The organism is Micromonospora sp. WMMD737 (assembly GCF_049179055.1).
Taxonomy (GTDB): Bacteria; Actinomycetota; Actinomycetes; order Mycobacteriales; family Micromonosporaceae; genus Micromonospora; species Micromonospora reichwaldensis.
Genome location: NZ_JBMHMH010000001.1, coordinates 2,962,779 through 2,980,294 on the forward strand (window position 1 = coordinate 2,962,779; position 17,516 = coordinate 2,980,294).

Genomic DNA, 17,516 nt, shown 5'->3' on the forward strand with positions numbered 1-17,516 from the left:
ACCATGACTCTGATCTCCACTGGCCTGCCCAGCCTCAACACCCTCCTCGGCGGCGGCCTCCAACCCGGCACCCTCACCATCGTCGCCGGCCGTTCCCAGTCCGGCATGACCACCATGCTCGACACCATCTGCTGCGCGGCGGCGTTCCGCGACCAGGTGCCCACCGTCCTCGCCGACCTCGAAACGAGCGCCGCCGACCGGATGCTGCGACTCGCCTCCGCCCTCTCCGACGCCCCACTGGCCGCCATGCAGCGCTTCCAGCTCGACCCGGACGACGCCGCCCGCGTCCGTGACACCGAACGGCAGGTGACGGGGGCCCCGTTCTGGTTCGCCGACGACACCAACACCGTCGGCGGCCTGCGCCGCGCGCTCACCCAGCACGAGCCGCCGGCCCGCCTACTGCTGGTCGACGGCACCCGCTTCCTCACCGACCCGACCGGCCCCGCCTCCGCACTGCGCTACCTGGCCGACGCGCGCCACATCGCAGTTGTCGCCACACAGCCCGTCGACTGGGATGGCGGACACATCGGCCACGCCATGCGGAACCTCCCGGCCGGCATGGTGGGCGTCGCCGACAACATCGTGCTCCTGCACCGGCCCATCTGCTCGGGCGCCGGCTCCGACGGGGTAGGCGTGACCGTCACCGGCCGCCACGGCAACGCCTGGTTCCCCCTGACCGCCGACTTCGAACACGCCCGCCTCACCGAGGCCGCCCCTCACTGGGTGACGACGCCGTGATGGCCTGCCGCGTGTGGCTCGACCGGGCCTACCTGGTCGGCACCGTCACCGACGCCAACGGCGTATGGCTGTCGCCCACGACCGCCCGAATGCCCGACGGCCACCTGCTGGAGCTGCCCGCCCCCTGCGACCACCCGGCCGCGGACTGCCCGCCACACGCGCCAACCCACGAAGACGCCAACACCGGGAGCCGGTGACCGCCGCCATGCCCGAGATCCGCACCGCGCGCACCGCCCGCAAGTCCCACTACTGCGGGGTGCGCTCCACCGGATGCCGCCGGCTCATCCGGCCCGGCGACCGCCACGTCATCACCGCCCTGCCCCCGACGCCCGCGCCGCCTGGCGCCCTCTGGTTGGGCGGCACGGGTTGGCGGCAGGTCCGTAGTTGCGCCGGCTGCGTCCAGACGCTCTACGGCCAGACCCCGGACGAACGGGCTGCCCGGCCGGTCGGCACCGGAGTCACCCGATGACCGCCCCCGCCCTCGCCGTGACGCTGTGGCGCTGCACGGGATGCGGGAAGTGGTCCCACGCGAAGCGCTGCCCGAAGCAGCACCGCAGGTGGGTGGTCACGGGCACCGAGACGGTGACGGAGATGGAGAGCTGGGACACCGGCGCCTTCGTCGAAGTGGAGATCCCGACGGGTGAGTTCCAGCCGTGTGGCCCGTTCGAGCAGTGGACCGCGACTCGCACCACCGAGGAGTCCTGATGGCTATCGCCGTGGTGGTCGCACTCGACTGCGACAAGTGCCCAACCCGCTTCACCGGCCCGCCGGCAGCGCAGTGGAACGCGGGCACGATCCGCGACGCCGCCGAGCGTGCCGGTTGGCTGGTGGTCGGTGCCCCCGGTTCCCGTACCGACCGGTGCCCGAACTGTCGCCCCCGCGCCCGCCGTTCCGTGCCCCCGCCCGCATCCGCCTGATCCGCACACCCGAGGAGACACCCATGGCCACCGGCCCGATCACCATCGAGCGTCCCGACGACGAGCACATCGAGATTCACGTCAACGGCGAGGTCGTCGCCAGCGCCAACCACGACGAGCACGGCTGGTCCGGCATGGACGCTGTGGAGCGGACCGCGCTCGCCGTAGCCGGTGCCCTGTCCGCCGACCCCACCTCCGACCGCGCCCAGCCGTTCAACCCGACGCCGGTCGAGATCCGGCTTCACGCCCTGAACACCGCCGCCGCCCAGCGCCGCGAGGTCATGTCCATCAAGGAAGACGAGGACCCGGGCTGGTTGGCCCGCGCCACGCTCGCCGACGCCAAGCTGTACGCCCGCTGGCTGGAAAGCGGCGCCGCTGAGGGAGCCGCAGCGGCGACCGCCGACCAGACCGGCCTCAACGAGCCGGGCGAGAAGGCGGAGGTCTGACCGTGTCCCGTCACGTCGTCGCGAAGATCCTGCCCGGCCGAACCCTCGACGCCGCACTGTCCGCCATGCGAGGCATGAGCAAGTGCTACCCCGAGCACACCCTGTCGCTGTCCAACGACCCCAGCACCGGCGGCATGGTCGTCATCTACGATCCTGCCGCCACACCGGCAAAGGGGCAGCGCCGGAAGCAGCCAACCGGAGCGGTCGGTGAGATCGCCCTGGGCGTGGACGAGTCCGGCGACCTGCTCGCCTACGCCTTCCACCCCACCACCGGCACCGAGGACGCGGTGAAGGCGCTCTCGTTGTGGATGGCCAGCCTCCTACAGCAGACCGAGGGCGCGGCGAACTTCGTCGCGTTCACCCTGGACCACCCCGACGGCGTCCGGTACGCCCTCACGGTCCAGCGGTGCGACGGACTGACCCCGGCGGAGAAGATCGCCCAGCTAGAAGCGCAGTTGGCGAGCGCCGACACCACCCGGGAGCCGGCGCCGTGATCCACCGCCTCATCGTCATCCGGAGACGCCGGTGACCGTCTACGTCGACAACGCCCGCATCCCCGCCCGCGTCGGCCGTACGTCCGGCCGCTGGTCCCACCTCACCGCCGACACGGTGGACGAGCTGAACGCGTTCGCCGCCGAGCTCGGGCTGCTGCCCGGCTGGTTCCAGACCTGCAAGCGGAAGTGCCACTCCACCCTGCCGTGCGTGCATTGGCACTACGACGTCACCGACAAGTACCGGTCGGCGGCGATCGAGCTGGGCGCACAGCCCATCGACATCCGCGAGATGGGGGCGCTCACGACAGCTCGCCGCGCCGCCCTGAGCGCCAGGCCGAAAGGACCAACACCGTGAAGACCAACCGCCTCGCCGGTCACACCCTGCCGAACGAGGGCCGTATCAGCCGCGACGGCTACCCGGTGTGTTGCGGCCCCGCCGTCTGCTCCTGCGGCGCCCGGTCAGAGGGGCTGCACGGCGCGAACGCGCGGAAGCGCTGGCACCGGCAGCACAAGGACAACATCCGCGCCGCCCAGAACGAGACACGGCCGTGACGGAACCCAACCCGAGTTCCCTCGCCGTCCGCCTCGCCGCTCGGCTCCGCACCCGCCAATGGGCGACCGACCCGGAACGGCCCGAGCTGGCCGCGCGGTCCGCGCACGATCGCCACCAGTTCAGCGCCGACTGTGCGATCTGTGCCCGCCGTGTCGACGAGGTGGCGGAGGTCGCCGTGGAGCTGGTGTCTGCCGAGTTGGCCGCGCTGCTGCGGTCCGCCGCTGAGGGGCGACGCGAGTACGCCCGAGGCGCGGCGAACCAGCCGGACATCGCCGAGGTGCTGGACATGCAGGCCGCCACCATCGACGCCTGCGCGAAGGTGCTCCTCGGTGACCTGGGGCCGCTGTACGACTGGCTGCCGTCGCACCGGTGGACGCCAGAGATGACCGCCCACCTGTACCCGGAGCGGACAGCCGGCGGAGGGGCGTCGTGAAGCGGCGCGTCCGGGCCGCCGCCTGGCTGTTCGCCCGCTCCCGGGCCGCCCGCCTGGCCTTCGTGGCGGTCACGTTCCCGTACGTGTTCGTCACCGACCGGCGGGGGCCGCACGGGCGCCTACTCAACCCGTCCACCTTCCGCGAGGCCATCGCCAGCGCATGGCGAGGCGGATGGGACTTACCCGACACCAGCAACCCGCCGCCGGACGGCCGGCGATGAAGGAGAAGCCCATGACCGGTCCGACCCTGGTGTGGCTGGACTGCGAAACCACCCGTCTAGATGAGAGCCGCCGCCCGTGGGAGGTGGCCGCGATCATCCGCCAGCCCGGCCACCGCGACGTCGAGTACCACTGGTTCGTCGACATCCTCGACATCGACCTCACCCACGCCAACCCGGTGTCTCTCGACATCGGCCGGTTCTGGGAGCGGCACCCGCAGGCCCGCTGGGTGACCCGCACCGGCGACCGCGTGCACCTCGTGCACGACGTACCCGGGATCCTGCCCGAGCCCGACGGCGTGTACCGCGAGTCGCTGATGCTGACCGAGGTCGCCGAGCTGACCGCCGGCCAGGCCGTCATCTGCGGCTCCAACCCGGCGTTCGACACCGGCACCCTGGCCCCGCGCATGGCCCACTGGGACATCGAGCCCGGCTGGCACTACCACCCCGAGGACGTGCCCGGCATGGCCCGGGGTTGGCTGCTCGCGCAGGGCTGCGCGGCGCCGCGCAAGTCCGACGAGATCGCCCGCGCGTGCGGCCTCGACCCGGACTGGTACGACCGGCACACCGCCCTCGGTGACTGCCGCCTGTTCCGCGACCTGCACCGCATCGTCTCCCAGCCGCCGAAACGCCCCCCGGGCGGCTTCTGGCCGGTGGGTGGCCGGCAGGCCCGGCAGTGGCGGACCTGCGCCGGTTGTGGCGACGACATCTGGCCGAACGAAATGGTCTACCCGGCAGACGCCAGCGGCGACACCTCCGACGCTGCTGGTGTGCAGTGCGCGGTGTGCGAGGCGCAGACCGTACAGGCGGGGATGGGCTGGTGACCGCTGTCGTCTGCTACTCGCGCTGCTGGTCCTGCCAGTTCGGTCAGCACGAGGGCGGCCCGCACACCTGGATGGACGCCGAGGACGCCGAGTTCTCCCCGACCGTGGCCACGGTGCCCGGCAACGCGCACGCCTGGAAGGCGCTCGCCGAAACGCACCCGTGCAACTGCTGGTGCCTCACCACCGCACCCTGCCGCACCTGCCAGGGCTCCGGCAGCCACCCCGCGAACGACATGGAGCCGTGCAACCGGTGCGAGGGCCGGGGCCACCCCGCCGAGGTGGTGGTGACGATGCGCGCCCCCGACAACGTGACCGTCGAGCACGGACCCGACGCCGTGCGCCGCGAACTCGCCGCCGCCGGAGCCACGCGCCTGTCGATCCGCCCCGCCATACAGGGCTGCGCCGGCTGCCGCGAATGGACGGCCCGCCGTGCCCGCCTGGCAGCCCTGCACCGCTCCTACCGTCAACGAAAGGCCCACCGATGACCGATACCGCCGAGACCATCGCGGCTGCCCGCCGCCGCGACCAGGAGGCCGCTCTGGTCGAGCCGGCCGCCGCCGCGCTCGCTGCCGCCTGCGAGTCGACCGCGTTCCGCGCCGACCTGCCCGAGACCCAGGAGCGGGTCTTCGAGCGGGACATCTTCCGGGAACGGGCCCGCCTCGTCCTGGACGCGGCCGGCGCATTCGATACCGCCCGCGAGGTACGTCGGGCCCGGACGATGCGGTCGTGGGCCCGCCATCGTTCCCTCGCCGTCGAGCAGGAGATCGCCGAGGCCAACGCCACGGTCGCCCACCGCGACGCCACGATCGCCGGCCTACGCGCCGACGACGCCGGCCACACGCTCGCCCTGCACAACGTGACCGCCGAACGGGACCTGCTCGTCGAGGCGATCGGGAAGCTGGTCAGCCTTCCGCCGCAGCACGTCGCCGACACCTACGGCGTGCGCTACCAGGCGACCCCGGCACCGCGCGCCGGTGACCGGGTGGAGGACGGCGGGCTGATGGGCACCCTCGTCCGCTGCCCGGAGTGCGGCGGCGGGGGCTTGCTCCACAAGCCCGACCACTACCCGACCGGCCCGGCCCCGCAGCCCGAGGAGACGCCGGCCGAGGACGCCTACAAACCCAGCACACCGGAAGGAAACTGATCATGCCGAAGACCGCCAGCCGCCCGCAGGTGGGCCGCAGCCCCGACCCGACCGGCCGCCGCACCAACGCCGAGGTGTCCCGCTGTCGCCTCGACCTGGTCTGCGACCGCACCACCGAAGGGCTCCGCCTGCGCCCCATCCGCCGGGACGGGGCGACCTGCCCCACCCTGTGCTGCGAGGCGTGCGCTGTCGCCGCCACGACCGCCGGGGGGCCGTCATGACGTGGCGGGTGGTCGTGACGCCCGACGCCGCGCTCAACGGGGTGGCCATGCAGATCGCCCGCCGCCTCGACGGCGGCGCGGTGCAGGCCCTCCGGTTCGAGCAGACCGTCGACGTCATACCGGAGGGCGTCGCGATGCCGGGCCCGTCGATGGCCCTCACCGACGACCTGGCGATGGCGCTGCTCGACGCCCTCGCCGACCACTACGGCAACACCACGGGGGGCCGGCAGCAGCGTGCCGACTACGAGCACGAGCGCGGCCGGGTGGACCGGCTGATCGGCGTGGTGGAGGGGGCGTTGATGGCCGCCCAGCAGCGGCCCGCGCTGCGCGTTGGACCGGCCGGCCGTGGGGTGTCGTCGTGACGGGCCGCCACGCCCGCTGGGTCGGGTGGTGGCGGCGCCTCACGTCCCGCTGCGACACCTGCGGTCGCCGACTCTGCCCCGTGCAGGCTGCCGGGCTGGAGCCGTCCGAGCGGTCGGGGAAGGGCTGAGCGGTGACCCTGCCGGGCCTCCCAGGCGTCCTCGCTGTGCCGCGCCGCTGCCGGGGCTGTCGCCAGCCGGTCCCGACCGGGCGCACCTGGGACGGCTACGGGGAGAAGTGCGCCGAGAAGCGTGGGCTGATCCCCCGGAAGGTGCGGGTTCGGCGCCGGAAGACGACACCCGACGTGGGGCCGGGGCTGCTGGGCTTCCTCAACGCCGCCTCTCCGCTTACCGAGGGTGACGACGTCGACGCCGAAGACGTGAACGCCGAGGTTACCGGCGAGTTGGAGACAGACGATCCCCCGGGCTGACACCCACCATCAGGCCCGGGGGTCGCCGCAGGCCCGCAAACACCAACCTGCACACTTACACCCAGAGTGACGAAAAGAGCACCACATGCACATCCTGGACACCATCGACCGCGCCATCAACGGTGACTGCCCCTGCGGTGCCCCACCCCGCCCTGGCTCCCTCTACTGCGGCATCGACTGCGAACCCACCCACATCGCCCGCGACACCGACACCCGCCAGACGGGCCACTACGCCACCCCCATGCGCTGGCGACCCGACCTTGTCACCGCAGCCGACGACACGGCCCTGGTCCCGATCACCGCCGTCCACGCCGCCAACACCGTGGCCATCAGAGAAGGCCGCTACAACGCGCAAGTCTTCAAGCGGGCCGACCCCACGGTGTGGCATCTCCGCCTCGACGACGGGCACAGGTTCGTGGGCTGCGACCTGACCGACATGGACGCGGACGACGGGGCCATCAGCACCGAGCAGGTCGCCCGCATCCACGACACGTGGCGGCGGCTAGAACGCCAGTTGACCGACCCGGACCAGGTGGAGCTGCCGCCGCCCGACCTGCGGCCAGCCCTGCTGCGCGACGTCCCCCGCGAGGTGCAGGAGACGTGGGAGTGGTGGTGCGACACCTGCCGCCGGCCGCTGCCGACGGTCCGGTGGCACGGCCCCATCTCGTACCACCTGCTCGACGACTACTCGACATTCCACCGCATCCACCGCCGTGCCGGCTCGGATGATGCTGCCTACCTACTCTGGCTGGCGCGGGAGCGCCGCCGCCAGGCTGACCAACAGCAGGGAGCGGCCCGCGCCGCGCTCGGCATCCCCGCCTGGGAGCGCCGCTGCCGCGAATGCCACCGCCACGGTGCACCTTTGGCCGGCGTCCGGGTGGCCGGTTCTCCCCGGCTGGTCGGAAACGGCCGCGGCACTGCGGTCGTAGCCCTGGAGACGATCCAGCTCTGCCCCCATTGCCGCGCGCCCTACCCGGGCCCGATGCTGGTCATGACCGCCGAACGCTCGGCCGCCCGGCAGGAGTGGCACTACCGGCTGCGGACGGCCGTCGGCAACCGCAGGTACGGCTACGACATGGTGGTGCTGGAGTCCCGGCTGGAGGCTGCTCACGACCCGGCCGCCTACATGCGCCGGGAGTGGGACCGCATGGAGACCCAGTTGCTTCGCCGGATCGCCGACGACGAAGCCGCAGGGCTACTACGGCAGATCGAGGCCGCCCAGGAGGCAGGGCCAGAAGCGCACACTGCCGCCAGGCACCACACAGTCGGAACGCTGCTCGGCAGCTTCGACCCGGCCAACCTGACTGACCCGGCGGTATGGACGCTGCTCGGCACGATCCCAGGCGATGGGTTCGTCTCCACGGTGACGTCCTGATGAGCCTCCGACGGCGCCTCGCCCGCAGGCTGCGGTTCCTTGCCGACCGCATCGACTACGACGGCGCGCTCGTGCACAGCAGCATGTCCTTCACCTTCGAGGACCGCGTGGGCATTCGGCTCCGTCACGACGGGCACGGCTGCCCGCTCTCCTACCGGCCCGCCGACTACCAGCGGGCGCACGACGAGTCCGACACCGCGCACGTCCAAGTCGACTGGGCGAATGGCCGAGCCCGCCGAGTGGGCGGATCGGTGGTAACTCCATGAAGATCAAGGCCCGCCGGGAGCGAGGCGTCGACCAGCACGGCGGCGACATCGTGATCAAGACGACCGGCCGGTGGCTGCGGCTCGCCGTCTACTACGGAACCCCACCCGGCTCACACATCGGCTTCTGGCGGACCCGCTACGGGACGCTACGCGGCTGGAACCTGCGACTCGGCAAGCGGTATGTCGGGCCATGCCTGACGGCGTTCGTGCACACCCGGGAGCTGCCATGAGCGACAGTCGTCCGCTGGTCAACAGGCGACAGGCCGCCGTCCTTCGGGAAGCCGGGTACCGGGAGGATGAGCACTTCGTCGTGTACTCGCCGGAGTGGACCCCGGACACGCCGGACATCAACCGGGAACAGATCCGGCAGGCCGTAGCCGCGTCCTGGCGCTCCATGGAGCGAATGGCGGAGTCCTTCGCCGCCGAGATGGCACCCGTGCTCGCGGCGATGCAGGAAACGCTCGGCCGCCTACCAACGGTCGGACAGGTGGCCCCCGAGCAGCCGCCCGTCGAACCGATGGAGCGGGCACTGTGGCTGCGGAAGAACCGCAACACGGGCCCCGGACCGGCTCGGCTCGACGGGCGCCGGGGCCGCCGGAACGGCGGTCGACGGTGAGCGACGACCTCTTGACGTGGCTCGCCGAGCAGATCGACGCCGCCGAGAAGCAGACCCGGACTCTCCTCTACTGGGCGCAGCAAACGAGCCTCACCCTGCAAGATCCAAAACTGCTGGGAAAGTACATCCCCGGCTGGCACGCCTGGCCGGACGTGGAGCAACTGTGCCGCCAGCACCTCGCCGACCTGAACGCCAAGCGGCGGCTCGTGAAGTGGTGTGAAGACCGGGCGCGCGACCTCGAAGACTTCCCCGCCGACCCGGACTATCGGGAGGCCGCCACTCAGGCGGTGTGGTTCCTCAAGATGCTGGCCCTGCCGTACGTCAACCAGCCCGGCTACCGCGAGGAGTGGCAGCCGTGACGCGCCCATCGACGCCCCCGTACGGCCGGTTCTGGCCGCTGCCCGACGGCGGGAACTGGGAAGGCGGCATCGTCGACTCCGACGGCAACCGGTGGATCCACGTCCCCTGGGAAGGGTGGCGACTCGACCGCCCCAGCGTGTTCCTCACGTCGGCGCAACGCCCACCCGTACCGAGGCCATCCCCACGCGTCCACTTCAACGTGCCAGCCGAGACGCTGCGGGCTCTTGCCGCCGAGCTGCGGAGCCTGCCGCCGCCCCCACGGTCCCGACTCGCCTCGGCCCTCCACGCCCTCTTCACCGCTGCCGCCGGTGTCCGGGTCCCGCCGTGGCGGCACAAGGGAAGGTGGTGGTGGCTGTGAGCAGCTTCCGACCCTACGGCTCGCCCCTCGGTGACCTATGCGCCATCCCGGTGCACCTCGACGCCAGCATTCCGGCCGGCGCCGTCGTACTCGACGCGGACCCGGACAAGCCCCGGCACATCACCGGCATCCGCACCGCCGACCACCACACGATGGCACTGACCGACGAGCAGGTAGAGCAGGTCCGCGACCACTACCGGGCCATGGACGAGCGCGCCGGCCGGCTACTCGCCGAGTGGCGGGCGCTGGAGCGCTTCGCCGCCGCGGCCGTCCCCGTCCCGCCGTTCCAGATCACCGGCTTCTGACCGCCCCCCGACACCCAACAGGAAGGACCCACCGATGCCTAACCAGACCACCAGCCCACCACCCGCCTACGGCACCACCGAACACGCCCACATGGTCGCCGGCCACCGGTGGGACGCCATCCATGACGGGTTGCAGTGGCTCACCTACGGGCACCTACCGCCGCCGTTGCGCCCCTACTCGGCGCCGTTCTACGCCGCTGCCGTGAACCTGCTCGACGCGATCGGCACGGACAGCCCCGAACTCACCACCGCCATCAACGGCCTGGTCGCCGCGAAGGACTCCGCCGTCCGGGCCGGTATCCGCCACACCACCGGCCGTGCCGGATCCGTACCCCGCCCGCAGGCGGTCATCCACCCGCCGGGCCTGTCCGACGGCAACCAGTGACCATCCCACCCACACAAGCTCCCGGAGGTACCCGCGTGGACACCATCGAAATCAAAGGCGTGTGGCTGATCAAGGACACCGCCCACAACGGCAACCGGCTGGAGGTGCTGGTCGAACTGACCGACGGCACCCTCCGGACCGCCATCACCGACACCGCCGACGACGGGCCGATCAGCCACTACGTGCACCCGACCGGCATCCTCAACGCCCCCGTGCACCCGCTGACGCACGCCAACGACCGGGAGGCAGGCCGGTGAACGCCGACGTCCCCGGTTGGGAGGGCTCCGTCGGCCCGTTCCCCAGCCAGTACGGGCAGCCGCATGTCTACGCCCGCGACGTCCACTCCGGCGCCGGGAACTGCGTGTGCGGGCAGGCGCTCGGCGCCCGCCGTCACGTTCAGGCCGCACCCGGCGTGCCGATCCCGGACAGCTCGCGGTGAAGCCGCCCCGCACGAAGACGCCGCGGCAGCCGCTTCCGTGGGCGACGTGGCGGCGGATTGCCTCCGCCCACCCCTCGCTGCTCTCGGAAGGACCCGGCACGGAATCCCGCCGCCGACCGGACGTCGACCGGGCGGACCTGCTGTGGCTGGCCGGCACCATCTGGCTCGGCCTCGGCATCGCCCACAACGAGCTGATCCTGACGGTCGGCGCGATCGTCGCGTTCCTCGTCGGGTTCCGCCGGCCTTGAAATGCCGGCGGCGGCCGGACCCCCCGATCCGGCCGCCGCCCAACGTTGATCCCCCCGAACCCTCGACGGTGCGCGTAGATCACCACCAACAGTAGCCCCTGAGCTGCGCCGGAGGAGATCCCGCATGACCGACAACACCGAGCACCACGACGACCGGCAGTGCGTCTCCGACACCCGGTGCCACAGCTACGACCACATCGCCAAGCACCCTGGGTGGACCGACGGCCGATCCCCTCTGTGCGACCCGTGCCTGACCGCCGCCGCCCGCGACGTCAACACCCTGCTCTACGACTGGATCGACCTGGAGCAGATGCAGGCCCCGTCGCTGTCGCAGGCCATGAACACGCAGCCCGGCGCCCGCCGCGACCCGCCGATGCCGCTACGTGGGGCGCCGGAGGCGTTGCAGCGGGAGATCCACCACGTCCTCACGACCTGGGAGACGGAGGTGCGGGCCGCCGCCCACCTGGCCGATCTGCCGCCGCTGGTCCGTCACGGCGCGGCAGTGCACCGGGCCGTCACCGTCCTGCACCCCCGCCTACGCATCCTCGCCGCCCTCCCCGCCACCACGGTCTACCCGACCGGATGCGAGGACGAGCCCACCGACGTCGCCGGCTGGGAAGCCGTCCACCACCTCCAGCAGCTCCGCGCCCGCGCCCGCGCCATGCTCGGCTGGACACACCGCTCCCGGTGGGTGCCCGGCGACTGCTGGGCCTGCGACGGCCGCGACGCCGACCAACTCGACGGCCCCCTCTACCGGGCAGAGCCCCGCTACGAAGACGACGACTGCCGGGTGTACTGCGACCGCTGCGACCAACACCGCCCGGAAGAGGACTACGACGCCTACCTGCTGACGCTTCGATGGCCCGGCACCCCCGACCCGGAGCCCGAGCCCGCCGAGCCCTCGCCGGCCGACGCCGCGCCCGCCGAGGCGGCCACCCCGTGACCCCCGACTACGACAAGCAGACCAACCCCCGCTGGCCCAACTACCTCGACAACCCCACCCACCGGGCACGCGCCATCGCCCGCATGTACCGGGCACACCTACGCGCCGCCCGCCCCGACCTGTGCGACCAGGCCGACGCCACCGCCGCCAGCTTCGGCGAAACCTGGCCGCTGGACCGGGAAGACGTCATCGAACCCGACCGGGAACTCACCACCGCCGAAGCCGCCGAACTCGTCAACGTCACTCCCCTGATGATCCGCAAATGGGCGTGCGCCAACCACCCCGACGACCCCACCCGGAAGGTGCTCCCCCGCTTCGACAAACGTGGCCGAGAGACCATCTACCTCGCCGGCCAGGTACTCGAAGCCGTCGCCGTGATGCGCCGCCAACGACACACGTAGCCACCCAGCTTGCACTCAACGTGTTCCGCCCGGTATATGTTGGCGCAGCACCACTGTCTCCAAAGCCCGCCCGACCCCTGGTCGCGGCGGGCTTTTGGCGTACACGGGGGTGGTCCATGGCCGGCCGCCAAGTGGTGTGGTTCCACCGCGCCAGAGCCGCCATCTGGCTCATCATCGGCGCCCTGTCATTCCCCCTCGGCTGGGCCAACAGCGTCGTCCTCGTCTGGATCGCCAGCCTCTACGCCAACGTCTCCACCGACTGGGGCGCCGCCGAAGCCGCCGACGACCGCGACATCTGCGACCGCCTCGACCGCATCGAGAAGCTGCTGACCGAACTGCGCGGACTTCACGCTCCGCCCCCCAACGACCGCACCCAGGAGAGACCCGCCATGGCCGTTCGCGCCAAGTTCCGCTGCAACTCCGTCACCTTCAACGGCGACCCGACCGACGCCAACACGTCGCGCAGCTACACCCTGACGCCGGTCTACGACACCAGCACCCCCGAGAACGCGAGGTTCACCAAGGCAACCCCGTGGGGTGAGCTGAAGCTGAACGTCGACAACCCCGAGGCCCGGTTCGAGCCCGGCCAGTTCTACTACGTCGACTTCACCCCTGCCGACTGACCCATCCCCACATGTTCCCCCCGGCCCGCCTTCACGGGGTGGCGGGCCGGGGAAACCCCAACGTGAACCCATGAAGGATCGTGAACACCGTGGGTCGACCCACCAAAGCCCAGCGTGTGAACATCGCTCAACGCCGGGCCACCGCAGTCGCCATGCGCCTCGCCGGGGCCAGCTACCAGCAGATCGCCGACGAGCTGGGCTACAACTCGCGGGGTGCGGCGTGCCAGGACATCAGCCGGGCGCTCGAAGCGAACCTCGCCGAGCAGCAGGCCGCCGTGGAAGTGCTCCGCGAGACGGAGCTTCAGCGGCTCGACATCCTCTGGGCTGACGCGTGGGCCGTCCTGAAGCGGGAGCACATCACCGTCTCCCATGGGAAGGTCGTCTACGACGAACGGACCCTGGACAGGGACGAGCCGAAGCCCCTACTCGACGACGGCCCGGTGTTGCAGGCCATCTCGACCCTGCTGAAGATCCAGGAACGCCGGGCGAAGTACCTCGGCCTGGACGCCCCCACGAAGGTGGAGGCGATCACCATTGACGCCATCGACGCTGAAATCCGCAAGCTCGCCGCCGAGCTTGAAGGCGATGCGGCTGGAGAAGCTGCGGACACTGCGGGAACTGCGGGCTGAACGGGATCGCCGCCGGCAGGCTGAGGCGCAGCGTCGGCGGGCCGCTTTGCGGGAGCGGTGGCCGTCGCCACTGGACATGGGCGCCGAGCTGGATCCGCCGCGGCTCGACGACAGTGGTGAGCGGGTCGGTGTATGGCGCACCCCCGCCCTTGATCTGATCAACGCCGCCCTGGTGGACTTGGCCGACGGGCGCGAGAAGAAGGTCGCGGCGTTCGTCAGCCCTCAGGAGGGCAAGTCCACCACCGTCAGCTATTGGTTTCCGCTGTGGCTGTTGGTCTGCGTCAACCCCGAGTTGCGCATCTTGATCGTGTCGTACAGCGATGAGATGGCTCGCCGGTGGGGTGCGGCGATCAAGGATGCGGTCGAGCAGTGGTCGGGTCAAGACGGCACCGTCGATCTTGGTATCCGGTTGCGTAAGGACTCGCGTGCTGCTGGCCGCTGGAACATCGCCGGTCACCGGGGGCAGGTGTACTGCGCGGGCATCAATGGGGCGCTGACGGGTAAACCCGGCGATGTGATCTTGGTGGATGACCCCCTCAAGAACATGAGCGAAGCCCAGTCGGAGACCATCCGCGAACGAGCCATGAGCGTCTACCGCTCCGTGCTCATCCCCCGCATGGGCAGCCCCAACGCCCGCATGGCCTGGATACAAACCCTCTGGCACGAATCCGAACCCATCCAGCAGATCATCGCCAACGAGGGCGACCAAACCACCGGCGGCCGATGGCGCAAGCTGCGGATCCCCGCCGTCGCCGAAGAAGACAACGACATCCTCGGCCGCCGCCGCGGCGAAGGCATGATCTCCGCCCGAGGCGCACGCGATTGGGCGCAGGTCCGCAAAGACGTCGGCGAGTACGTCTTCGCCGCCATGTACCAGCAGCGGCCAGCCCCAGCAGAGGGCAATATCTTCAAGCGGATCTGGTGGCGCTACTGGTCACCAGGCCCCGGGACCGCCCTCGTCCTCGGCGGACGCACGTACGACCTGCGGGACTGCTGGCGATTCGCCACCGTCGACCTCGCCGCATCCACCAAGACCAGCGCCGACTGGACCGTCATCTCCGCGTGGGCCCGCACCATCTCCGGCGACCTGGTGCTACTCGACCGGCTCCGAGCCCGCATCGGCGAACACGACCACTTCCGCCACGCCCGGCCACTCGTCGAGAAGTGGCAGCTCGACACCGTGTTCGTGGAGGCCACCCAGCACGGGCTGACGCTGGTGCGGGAGGCCGCGAACGCTGGCATCTCGATCACTCCGTTGGAAGCGGAGACCGACAAGCTGTCGCGGGCGCTGCCTGCGTCGGCGTGGTGCTCGAACGGGCGGGTGTGGCTACCGGCCGGGGCATGGTGGACGAAGCTGTGGGTCGACGAGCACGCCGCGTTCCCGAACGCCTCGCACGATGACCAGGTGGACACGCTCGCCTATGCGGTGAGGGTCGCAATCACCCGTGCTGCACCCGGCCCACCGACGCCTTCGCCTCTGTCCTTGCCATCGGCCGACGAGGTCGACTGGGCCAGCGAACCGCTGTAGCTGTGGCAGGGGGTGGCCGCGATGACCGCCCCCACCTCCCTCATCGGCATGGTCGACGACGGCCAGTACGGCACGATCGTCGCCGACGTCTACGAGCACATCCCCGCCCTGCTGTACCCGGCGAGCGTGCCCGTGTACGCGGAGATGCGCACCGACCCGCGCCTCACCGCCATCATTGACGGGTACGCGTTGCAGATCCGGCGGGCTCAGTGGCAGCTCGACGGCGCCGGCTGCCGGCCCGAGGTGACGCAGTTCGTCGCCGACTGCCTCGGCCTGAACGTGGTCGGTGACGACCACGCCGGCAGTGCCCGACGTCGGGGCGTGTCGTGGAACGACCACCTGCGGTCGGCGCTGCTCTCCCAGGTGTGGGGTCACTACGCGTTCGAGATGGAAGCGGAGATCGACGCGGACGGGCGGGCCCGGCTGGCGGTCCTCGCCGAGCGCATCCCCGCGACGATCACCGCAATCCATGCCGACCCGAAGACCGGCCGGCTGCTCGGTATCGACCAGCAGATCACCTACCGGCACGCGTCGCCGCAGATCCCCGCCGGCCGGCTCGTCTTCTACTCCCGGAGCCGGGAAGGGGCGTCGTGGCAGGGCCGATCGTTGCTGCGGCCCGCGTACGCGCCGTGGCTAATCAAGAAGGAGATGGTGCGGGTCTCCGCCATCTCGAACCGCAGGTGGGGTGCCGGCGTCCCGGTCGCTGAGGCGCTGCCCGGCACGAACCCGTCGCCCGCGCAGATGGCCGAGGCGCAGCGGTTGGTGTCGGCGGCCCGCGCCGGTGACCAGGCCGGCGCCGCGACCCCACCCGGCTTCACCATGCGCATCGTCGGCCTGTCCGGGTCGGTCCCCGACACCGTCGGGTTCACCCGCTTCTTGAACCAGGAGATGGCCGGGTCGGTCCTCATGCCGCACCTGGACCTGGGCTCCACCGAAACCGGCTCCCGGGCTCTCGGCCAGACCTTCTTGGAGTCGTGGACCCTCGCCCTCGAATCGGAGGCGGAGGCGATCGCCGACACCGCTACCCGGCAGGTGTGCGTGCCGATCGTCGACTGGAACTGGGGCGAAGACGAGCCCGCCCCCCGGGTCGTCGTGTCCGGCGTCGGCTCCCGCCGCGAGATCACCGCCGAGTCGCTGCAACTGCTCCTCAACTCGGGCGCCCTCGCCGCGGATCCGAAGCTGGAGGCGTGGGTGCGCCGCGAGTACCGGCTGCCCGAGCGTGACCCGAACGCTCCCCGGCCGCTGCCGGCAGGCCCGCCGGCTCGTCTTCCTCACCAGCCCGACACCGAGGAAGACCCGGCCGGGACCGAGGAAGAAGACACCGCCGACGAGGGGCAGACCGTGGCGGCCCGCCGCCGTGGGTTCGACCCGAACCAGCGGCGCGACCGCGACGGCAAGTGGACCCGCACCGGTGGCGCCGGTGGCGGCGGCAAGCCGTCAACGGGCACCGGCGGCAGCACCGATGGACCGATGTCCGATGCCGAGTTCGCCGAACGGCAGAAGATGGTCGAGCAGGCCATCGGCAAGGCCCGCAAAACCCTGTCGACCGACATCACCCACACCACCGCCACCGGGGCGTGGAAGCCGGAACGAGACCGCCTGCACCGGGAGATCGCCGCAGAGCTGTACGCCAAGGCCGACAAGGTGCCCCGCGACGGCAAGGCCGTCATCGCCGGTGGCCTCGGCGGCGCCGGCAAGAGCACGGTGCTGCGCGACCACGCCGGCATCGACCAGTCGCAGTACCTCACCCTCAACCCCGACGACGTCAAAGAACTGATGGCCGACCGGGGCCTCATCCCCGAGGTGCCCGACGCCCCCGACCTGTCACCGATGGAGCGGGCCGCGCTGGTTCACGAGGAGTCGTCCAGGATCACAAAGCTCCTGGCCGACATGGCGTACCGCGACCGCCGCAACGTGATCTGGGACATTACGATGTCGTCAGAGGGCGGCGTCACATCGCGGCTCGATGCCCTGGCCCGCCACGGCTACAAGACGCGCGGCGTGTTCGTCGACATCCCCGTTGAGGTGTCCGTAGATCGGGCTCTGTCCCGATACCGGCGCGGCGTCGACAAGTACCGGGCAGGCAAGGGCCACGGCGGGCGCTTCGTGCCTCCGGCGATCATCCGGGCGCAGAAGACCAGCGGTGGGGCCACCCTCAACCGTGAGGTGTTCGACTCGCTCCGCGACCGCTTCGCGGCGTGGGCGATGTACGACAACTCGGTGACGGGCCGCCCGGCCCAACCAATCGGGCAAGGCTGAGAG

Annotated in this window: 34 protein-coding genes; all 34 read left to right on the top strand. The window is 71.2% G+C overall.

Features of this window, described 5'->3' with window-relative positions; all coding sequences use genetic code 11:
• Positions 1–3 precede the first annotated feature (3 nt).
• Positions 4–738, top strand: a complete 735-nt coding sequence (locus ACN27A_RS12115; RefSeq protein WP_421452607.1) for a DnaB-like helicase C-terminal domain-containing protein — start codon at positions 4–6, stop codon at positions 736–738.
• Positions 738–935: a hypothetical protein gene (locus tag ACN27A_RS12120; RefSeq protein ID WP_421452610.1), complete on the top strand. Its 198-nt coding sequence runs from the start codon at positions 738–740 to the stop codon at positions 933–935. The genes ACN27A_RS12115 and ACN27A_RS12120 overlap by 1 nt, the downstream gene beginning before the upstream one ends.
• Positions 932–1,207 (top strand): hypothetical protein, encoded by a 276-nt coding sequence (locus tag ACN27A_RS12125; RefSeq protein ID WP_421452613.1) that lies wholly within the window; start codon positions 932–934, stop codon positions 1,205–1,207. The genes ACN27A_RS12120 and ACN27A_RS12125 overlap by 4 nt, the downstream gene beginning before the upstream one ends.
• The gene (locus ACN27A_RS12130) at positions 1,204–1,443 is read left to right on the top strand and encodes a hypothetical protein (RefSeq protein ID WP_421452615.1); all 240 of its coding nucleotides are present in this window, start codon (positions 1,204–1,206) and stop codon (positions 1,441–1,443) included. The genes ACN27A_RS12125 and ACN27A_RS12130 overlap by 4 nt, the downstream gene beginning before the upstream one ends.
• Entirely contained in the window at positions 1,443–1,655 is a 213-nt protein-coding gene (locus tag ACN27A_RS12135) for a hypothetical protein (RefSeq protein WP_421452617.1), read from the top strand. The genes ACN27A_RS12130 and ACN27A_RS12135 overlap by 1 nt, the downstream gene beginning before the upstream one ends.
• Positions 1,656–1,678: 23 nt before the next feature.
• Positions 1,679–2,101, top strand: a complete 423-nt coding sequence (locus tag ACN27A_RS12140) for a hypothetical protein (RefSeq protein ID WP_421452620.1) — start codon at positions 1,679–1,681, stop codon at positions 2,099–2,101.
• Positions 2,102–2,103: 2 nt separating this feature from the next.
• A complete protein-coding gene (locus tag ACN27A_RS12145) occupies positions 2,104–2,595 on the top strand; it encodes a hypothetical protein (protein WP_421452623.1) in 492 nt (163 codons plus the stop codon).
• 31 nt (positions 2,596–2,626) lie between these two features.
• The gene (locus ACN27A_RS12150) at positions 2,627–2,950 is read left to right on the top strand and encodes a DUF4031 domain-containing protein (protein WP_421452625.1); all 324 of its coding nucleotides are present in this window, start codon (positions 2,627–2,629) and stop codon (positions 2,948–2,950) included.
• On the top strand, positions 2,947–3,147 hold the full coding sequence (locus tag ACN27A_RS12155) for a hypothetical protein (RefSeq protein ID WP_421452627.1): 201 nt from the start codon (positions 2,947–2,949) through the stop codon (positions 3,145–3,147). Before ACN27A_RS12150 ends, ACN27A_RS12155 begins: the two co-directional genes overlap by 4 nt.
• Complete coding sequence (locus ACN27A_RS12160; protein ID WP_421452629.1) at positions 3,144–3,581, top strand: hypothetical protein; 438 nt, start codon at positions 3,144–3,146, stop codon at positions 3,579–3,581. Before ACN27A_RS12155 ends, ACN27A_RS12160 begins: the two co-directional genes overlap by 4 nt.
• Positions 3,578–3,802 carry a hypothetical protein gene (locus tag ACN27A_RS12165; protein WP_421452632.1) on the top strand — a complete coding sequence of 75 codons (225 nt, stop codon included), beginning with the start codon at positions 3,578–3,580 and terminating at the stop codon, positions 3,800–3,802. Before ACN27A_RS12160 ends, ACN27A_RS12165 begins: the two co-directional genes overlap by 4 nt.
• Positions 3,803–3,813: 11 nt before the next feature.
• Positions 3,814–4,623, top strand: a complete 810-nt coding sequence (locus tag ACN27A_RS12170; RefSeq protein ID WP_421452635.1) for a hypothetical protein — start codon at positions 3,814–3,816, stop codon at positions 4,621–4,623.
• Entirely contained in the window at positions 4,620–5,108 is a 489-nt protein-coding gene (locus ACN27A_RS12175; protein WP_421452637.1) for a hypothetical protein, read from the top strand. Before ACN27A_RS12170 ends, ACN27A_RS12175 begins: the two co-directional genes overlap by 4 nt.
• The gene (locus ACN27A_RS12180) at positions 5,105–5,767 is read left to right on the top strand and encodes a hypothetical protein (RefSeq protein WP_421452640.1); all 663 of its coding nucleotides are present in this window, start codon (positions 5,105–5,107) and stop codon (positions 5,765–5,767) included. The genes ACN27A_RS12175 and ACN27A_RS12180 overlap by 4 nt, the downstream gene beginning before the upstream one ends.
• A 2-nt stretch (positions 5,768–5,769) precedes the next feature.
• Positions 5,770–5,988, top strand: coding sequence for a hypothetical protein (locus ACN27A_RS12185; RefSeq protein ID WP_421452641.1), 219 nt, complete (start codon positions 5,770–5,772; stop codon positions 5,986–5,988).
• On the top strand, positions 5,985–6,350 hold the full coding sequence (locus ACN27A_RS12190) for a hypothetical protein (RefSeq protein WP_421452642.1): 366 nt from the start codon (positions 5,985–5,987) through the stop codon (positions 6,348–6,350). The genes ACN27A_RS12185 and ACN27A_RS12190 overlap by 4 nt, the downstream gene beginning before the upstream one ends.
• Before the next feature lie 131 nt (positions 6,351–6,481).
• Positions 6,482–6,778 carry a hypothetical protein gene (locus tag ACN27A_RS12195; RefSeq protein WP_421452644.1) on the top strand — a complete coding sequence of 99 codons (297 nt, stop codon included), beginning with the start codon at positions 6,482–6,484 and terminating at the stop codon, positions 6,776–6,778.
• 85 nt (positions 6,779–6,863) lie between these two features.
• The gene (locus tag ACN27A_RS12200) at positions 6,864–8,153 is read left to right on the top strand and encodes a hypothetical protein (RefSeq protein WP_421452647.1); all 1,290 of its coding nucleotides are present in this window, start codon (positions 6,864–6,866) and stop codon (positions 8,151–8,153) included.
• Complete coding sequence (locus ACN27A_RS12205; protein WP_421452649.1) at positions 8,153–8,419, top strand: hypothetical protein; 267 nt, start codon at positions 8,153–8,155, stop codon at positions 8,417–8,419. Before ACN27A_RS12200 ends, ACN27A_RS12205 begins: the two co-directional genes overlap by 1 nt.
• On the top strand, positions 8,416–8,649 hold the full coding sequence (locus ACN27A_RS12210; protein ID WP_421452652.1) for a hypothetical protein: 234 nt from the start codon (positions 8,416–8,418) through the stop codon (positions 8,647–8,649). The genes ACN27A_RS12205 and ACN27A_RS12210 overlap by 4 nt, the downstream gene beginning before the upstream one ends.
• Positions 8,646–9,035 carry a hypothetical protein gene (locus ACN27A_RS12215; RefSeq protein WP_421452654.1) on the top strand — a complete coding sequence of 130 codons (390 nt, stop codon included), beginning with the start codon at positions 8,646–8,648 and terminating at the stop codon, positions 9,033–9,035. The genes ACN27A_RS12210 and ACN27A_RS12215 overlap by 4 nt, the downstream gene beginning before the upstream one ends.
• Entirely contained in the window at positions 9,032–9,394 is a 363-nt protein-coding gene (locus ACN27A_RS12220; protein ID WP_421452657.1) for a DUF6221 family protein, read from the top strand. Before ACN27A_RS12215 ends, ACN27A_RS12220 begins: the two co-directional genes overlap by 4 nt.
• Positions 9,391–9,753 carry a hypothetical protein gene (locus tag ACN27A_RS12225; protein WP_421452660.1) on the top strand — a complete coding sequence of 121 codons (363 nt, stop codon included), beginning with the start codon at positions 9,391–9,393 and terminating at the stop codon, positions 9,751–9,753. The genes ACN27A_RS12220 and ACN27A_RS12225 overlap by 4 nt, the downstream gene beginning before the upstream one ends.
• Positions 9,750–10,058: a hypothetical protein gene (locus ACN27A_RS12230; protein ID WP_421452662.1), complete on the top strand. Its 309-nt coding sequence runs from the start codon at positions 9,750–9,752 to the stop codon at positions 10,056–10,058. The genes ACN27A_RS12225 and ACN27A_RS12230 overlap by 4 nt, the downstream gene beginning before the upstream one ends.
• Before the next feature lie 34 nt (positions 10,059–10,092).
• Complete coding sequence (locus tag ACN27A_RS12235) at positions 10,093–10,443, top strand: hypothetical protein (RefSeq protein ID WP_421452664.1); 351 nt, start codon at positions 10,093–10,095, stop codon at positions 10,441–10,443.
• Between the two features lie 35 nt (positions 10,444–10,478).
• Complete coding sequence (locus ACN27A_RS12240) at positions 10,479–10,700, top strand: hypothetical protein (RefSeq protein WP_421452667.1); 222 nt, start codon at positions 10,479–10,481, stop codon at positions 10,698–10,700.
• Entirely contained in the window at positions 10,697–10,882 is a 186-nt protein-coding gene (locus ACN27A_RS12245; protein WP_421452669.1) for a hypothetical protein, read from the top strand. Before ACN27A_RS12240 ends, ACN27A_RS12245 begins: the two co-directional genes overlap by 4 nt.
• On the top strand, positions 10,879–11,130 hold the full coding sequence (locus ACN27A_RS12250; RefSeq protein ID WP_421452672.1) for a hypothetical protein: 252 nt from the start codon (positions 10,879–10,881) through the stop codon (positions 11,128–11,130). The genes ACN27A_RS12245 and ACN27A_RS12250 overlap by 4 nt, the downstream gene beginning before the upstream one ends.
• Positions 11,131–11,254: 124 nt before the next feature.
• On the top strand, positions 11,255–12,073 hold the full coding sequence (locus ACN27A_RS12255) for a hypothetical protein (protein WP_421452675.1): 819 nt from the start codon (positions 11,255–11,257) through the stop codon (positions 12,071–12,073).
• Positions 12,070–12,474 (top strand): hypothetical protein, encoded by a 405-nt coding sequence (locus ACN27A_RS12260; RefSeq protein ID WP_421452676.1) that lies wholly within the window; start codon positions 12,070–12,072, stop codon positions 12,472–12,474. Before ACN27A_RS12255 ends, ACN27A_RS12260 begins: the two co-directional genes overlap by 4 nt.
• A 116-nt stretch (positions 12,475–12,590) precedes the next feature.
• The gene (locus tag ACN27A_RS12265) at positions 12,591–13,097 is read left to right on the top strand and encodes a hypothetical protein (protein WP_421452678.1); all 507 of its coding nucleotides are present in this window, start codon (positions 12,591–12,593) and stop codon (positions 13,095–13,097) included.
• Positions 13,098–13,177: 80 nt separating this feature from the next.
• The gene (locus ACN27A_RS12270; protein ID WP_421452681.1) at positions 13,178–13,726 is read left to right on the top strand and encodes a hypothetical protein; all 549 of its coding nucleotides are present in this window, start codon (positions 13,178–13,180) and stop codon (positions 13,724–13,726) included.
• Positions 13,683–15,254: a phage terminase large subunit gene (gene terL / locus ACN27A_RS12275; RefSeq protein ID WP_421452684.1), complete on the top strand. Its 1,572-nt coding sequence runs from the start codon at positions 13,683–13,685 to the stop codon at positions 15,252–15,254. Before ACN27A_RS12270 ends, terL begins: the two co-directional genes overlap by 44 nt.
• A 21-nt stretch (positions 15,255–15,275) precedes the next feature.
• Entirely contained in the window at positions 15,276–17,513 is a 2,238-nt protein-coding gene (locus tag ACN27A_RS12280) for a phage portal protein family protein (RefSeq protein ID WP_421452687.1), read from the top strand.
• Positions 17,514–17,516: the final 3 nt, after the last annotated feature.

Coding starts and splice junctions, on each gene's coding strand:
- ACN27A_RS12235 (WP_421452664.1), top strand. CDS start 10,093: ATGCCTAACCAGACCACCAGCCCACCACCCGCCTACGGCACCACCGAA.
- ACN27A_RS12130 (WP_421452615.1), top strand. CDS start 1,204: ATGACCGCCCCCGCCCTCGCCGTGACGCTGTGGCGCTGCACGGGATGC.
- ACN27A_RS12115 (WP_421452607.1), top strand. CDS start 4: ATGACTCTGATCTCCACTGGCCTGCCCAGCCTCAACACCCTCCTCGGC.
- ACN27A_RS12215 (WP_421452654.1), top strand. CDS start 8,646: ATGAGCGACAGTCGTCCGCTGGTCAACAGGCGACAGGCCGCCGTCCTT.
- ACN27A_RS12190 (WP_421452642.1), top strand. CDS start 5,985: ATGACGTGGCGGGTGGTCGTGACGCCCGACGCCGCGCTCAACGGGGTG.
- ACN27A_RS12185 (WP_421452641.1), top strand. CDS start 5,770: ATGCCGAAGACCGCCAGCCGCCCGCAGGTGGGCCGCAGCCCCGACCCG.
- ACN27A_RS12140 (WP_421452620.1), top strand. CDS start 1,679: ATGGCCACCGGCCCGATCACCATCGAGCGTCCCGACGACGAGCACATC.
- ACN27A_RS12135 (WP_421452617.1), top strand. CDS start 1,443: ATGGCTATCGCCGTGGTGGTCGCACTCGACTGCGACAAGTGCCCAACC.
- terL (WP_421452684.1), top strand. CDS start 13,683: ATGCGGCTGGAGAAGCTGCGGACACTGCGGGAACTGCGGGCTGAACGG.
- ACN27A_RS12170 (WP_421452635.1), top strand. CDS start 3,814: ATGACCGGTCCGACCCTGGTGTGGCTGGACTGCGAAACCACCCGTCTA.
- ACN27A_RS12255 (WP_421452675.1), top strand. CDS start 11,255: ATGACCGACAACACCGAGCACCACGACGACCGGCAGTGCGTCTCCGAC.
- ACN27A_RS12120 (WP_421452610.1), top strand. CDS start 738: ATGGCCTGCCGCGTGTGGCTCGACCGGGCCTACCTGGTCGGCACCGTC.
- ACN27A_RS12205 (WP_421452649.1), top strand. CDS start 8,153: ATGAGCCTCCGACGGCGCCTCGCCCGCAGGCTGCGGTTCCTTGCCGAC.
- ACN27A_RS12210 (WP_421452652.1), top strand. CDS start 8,416: ATGAAGATCAAGGCCCGCCGGGAGCGAGGCGTCGACCAGCACGGCGGC.
- ACN27A_RS12265 (WP_421452678.1), top strand. CDS start 12,591: ATGGCCGGCCGCCAAGTGGTGTGGTTCCACCGCGCCAGAGCCGCCATC.
- ACN27A_RS12280 (WP_421452687.1), top strand. CDS start 15,276: ATGACCGCCCCCACCTCCCTCATCGGCATGGTCGACGACGGCCAGTAC.
- ACN27A_RS12180 (WP_421452640.1), top strand. CDS start 5,105: ATGACCGATACCGCCGAGACCATCGCGGCTGCCCGCCGCCGCGACCAG.
- ACN27A_RS12200 (WP_421452647.1), top strand. CDS start 6,864: ATGCACATCCTGGACACCATCGACCGCGCCATCAACGGTGACTGCCCC.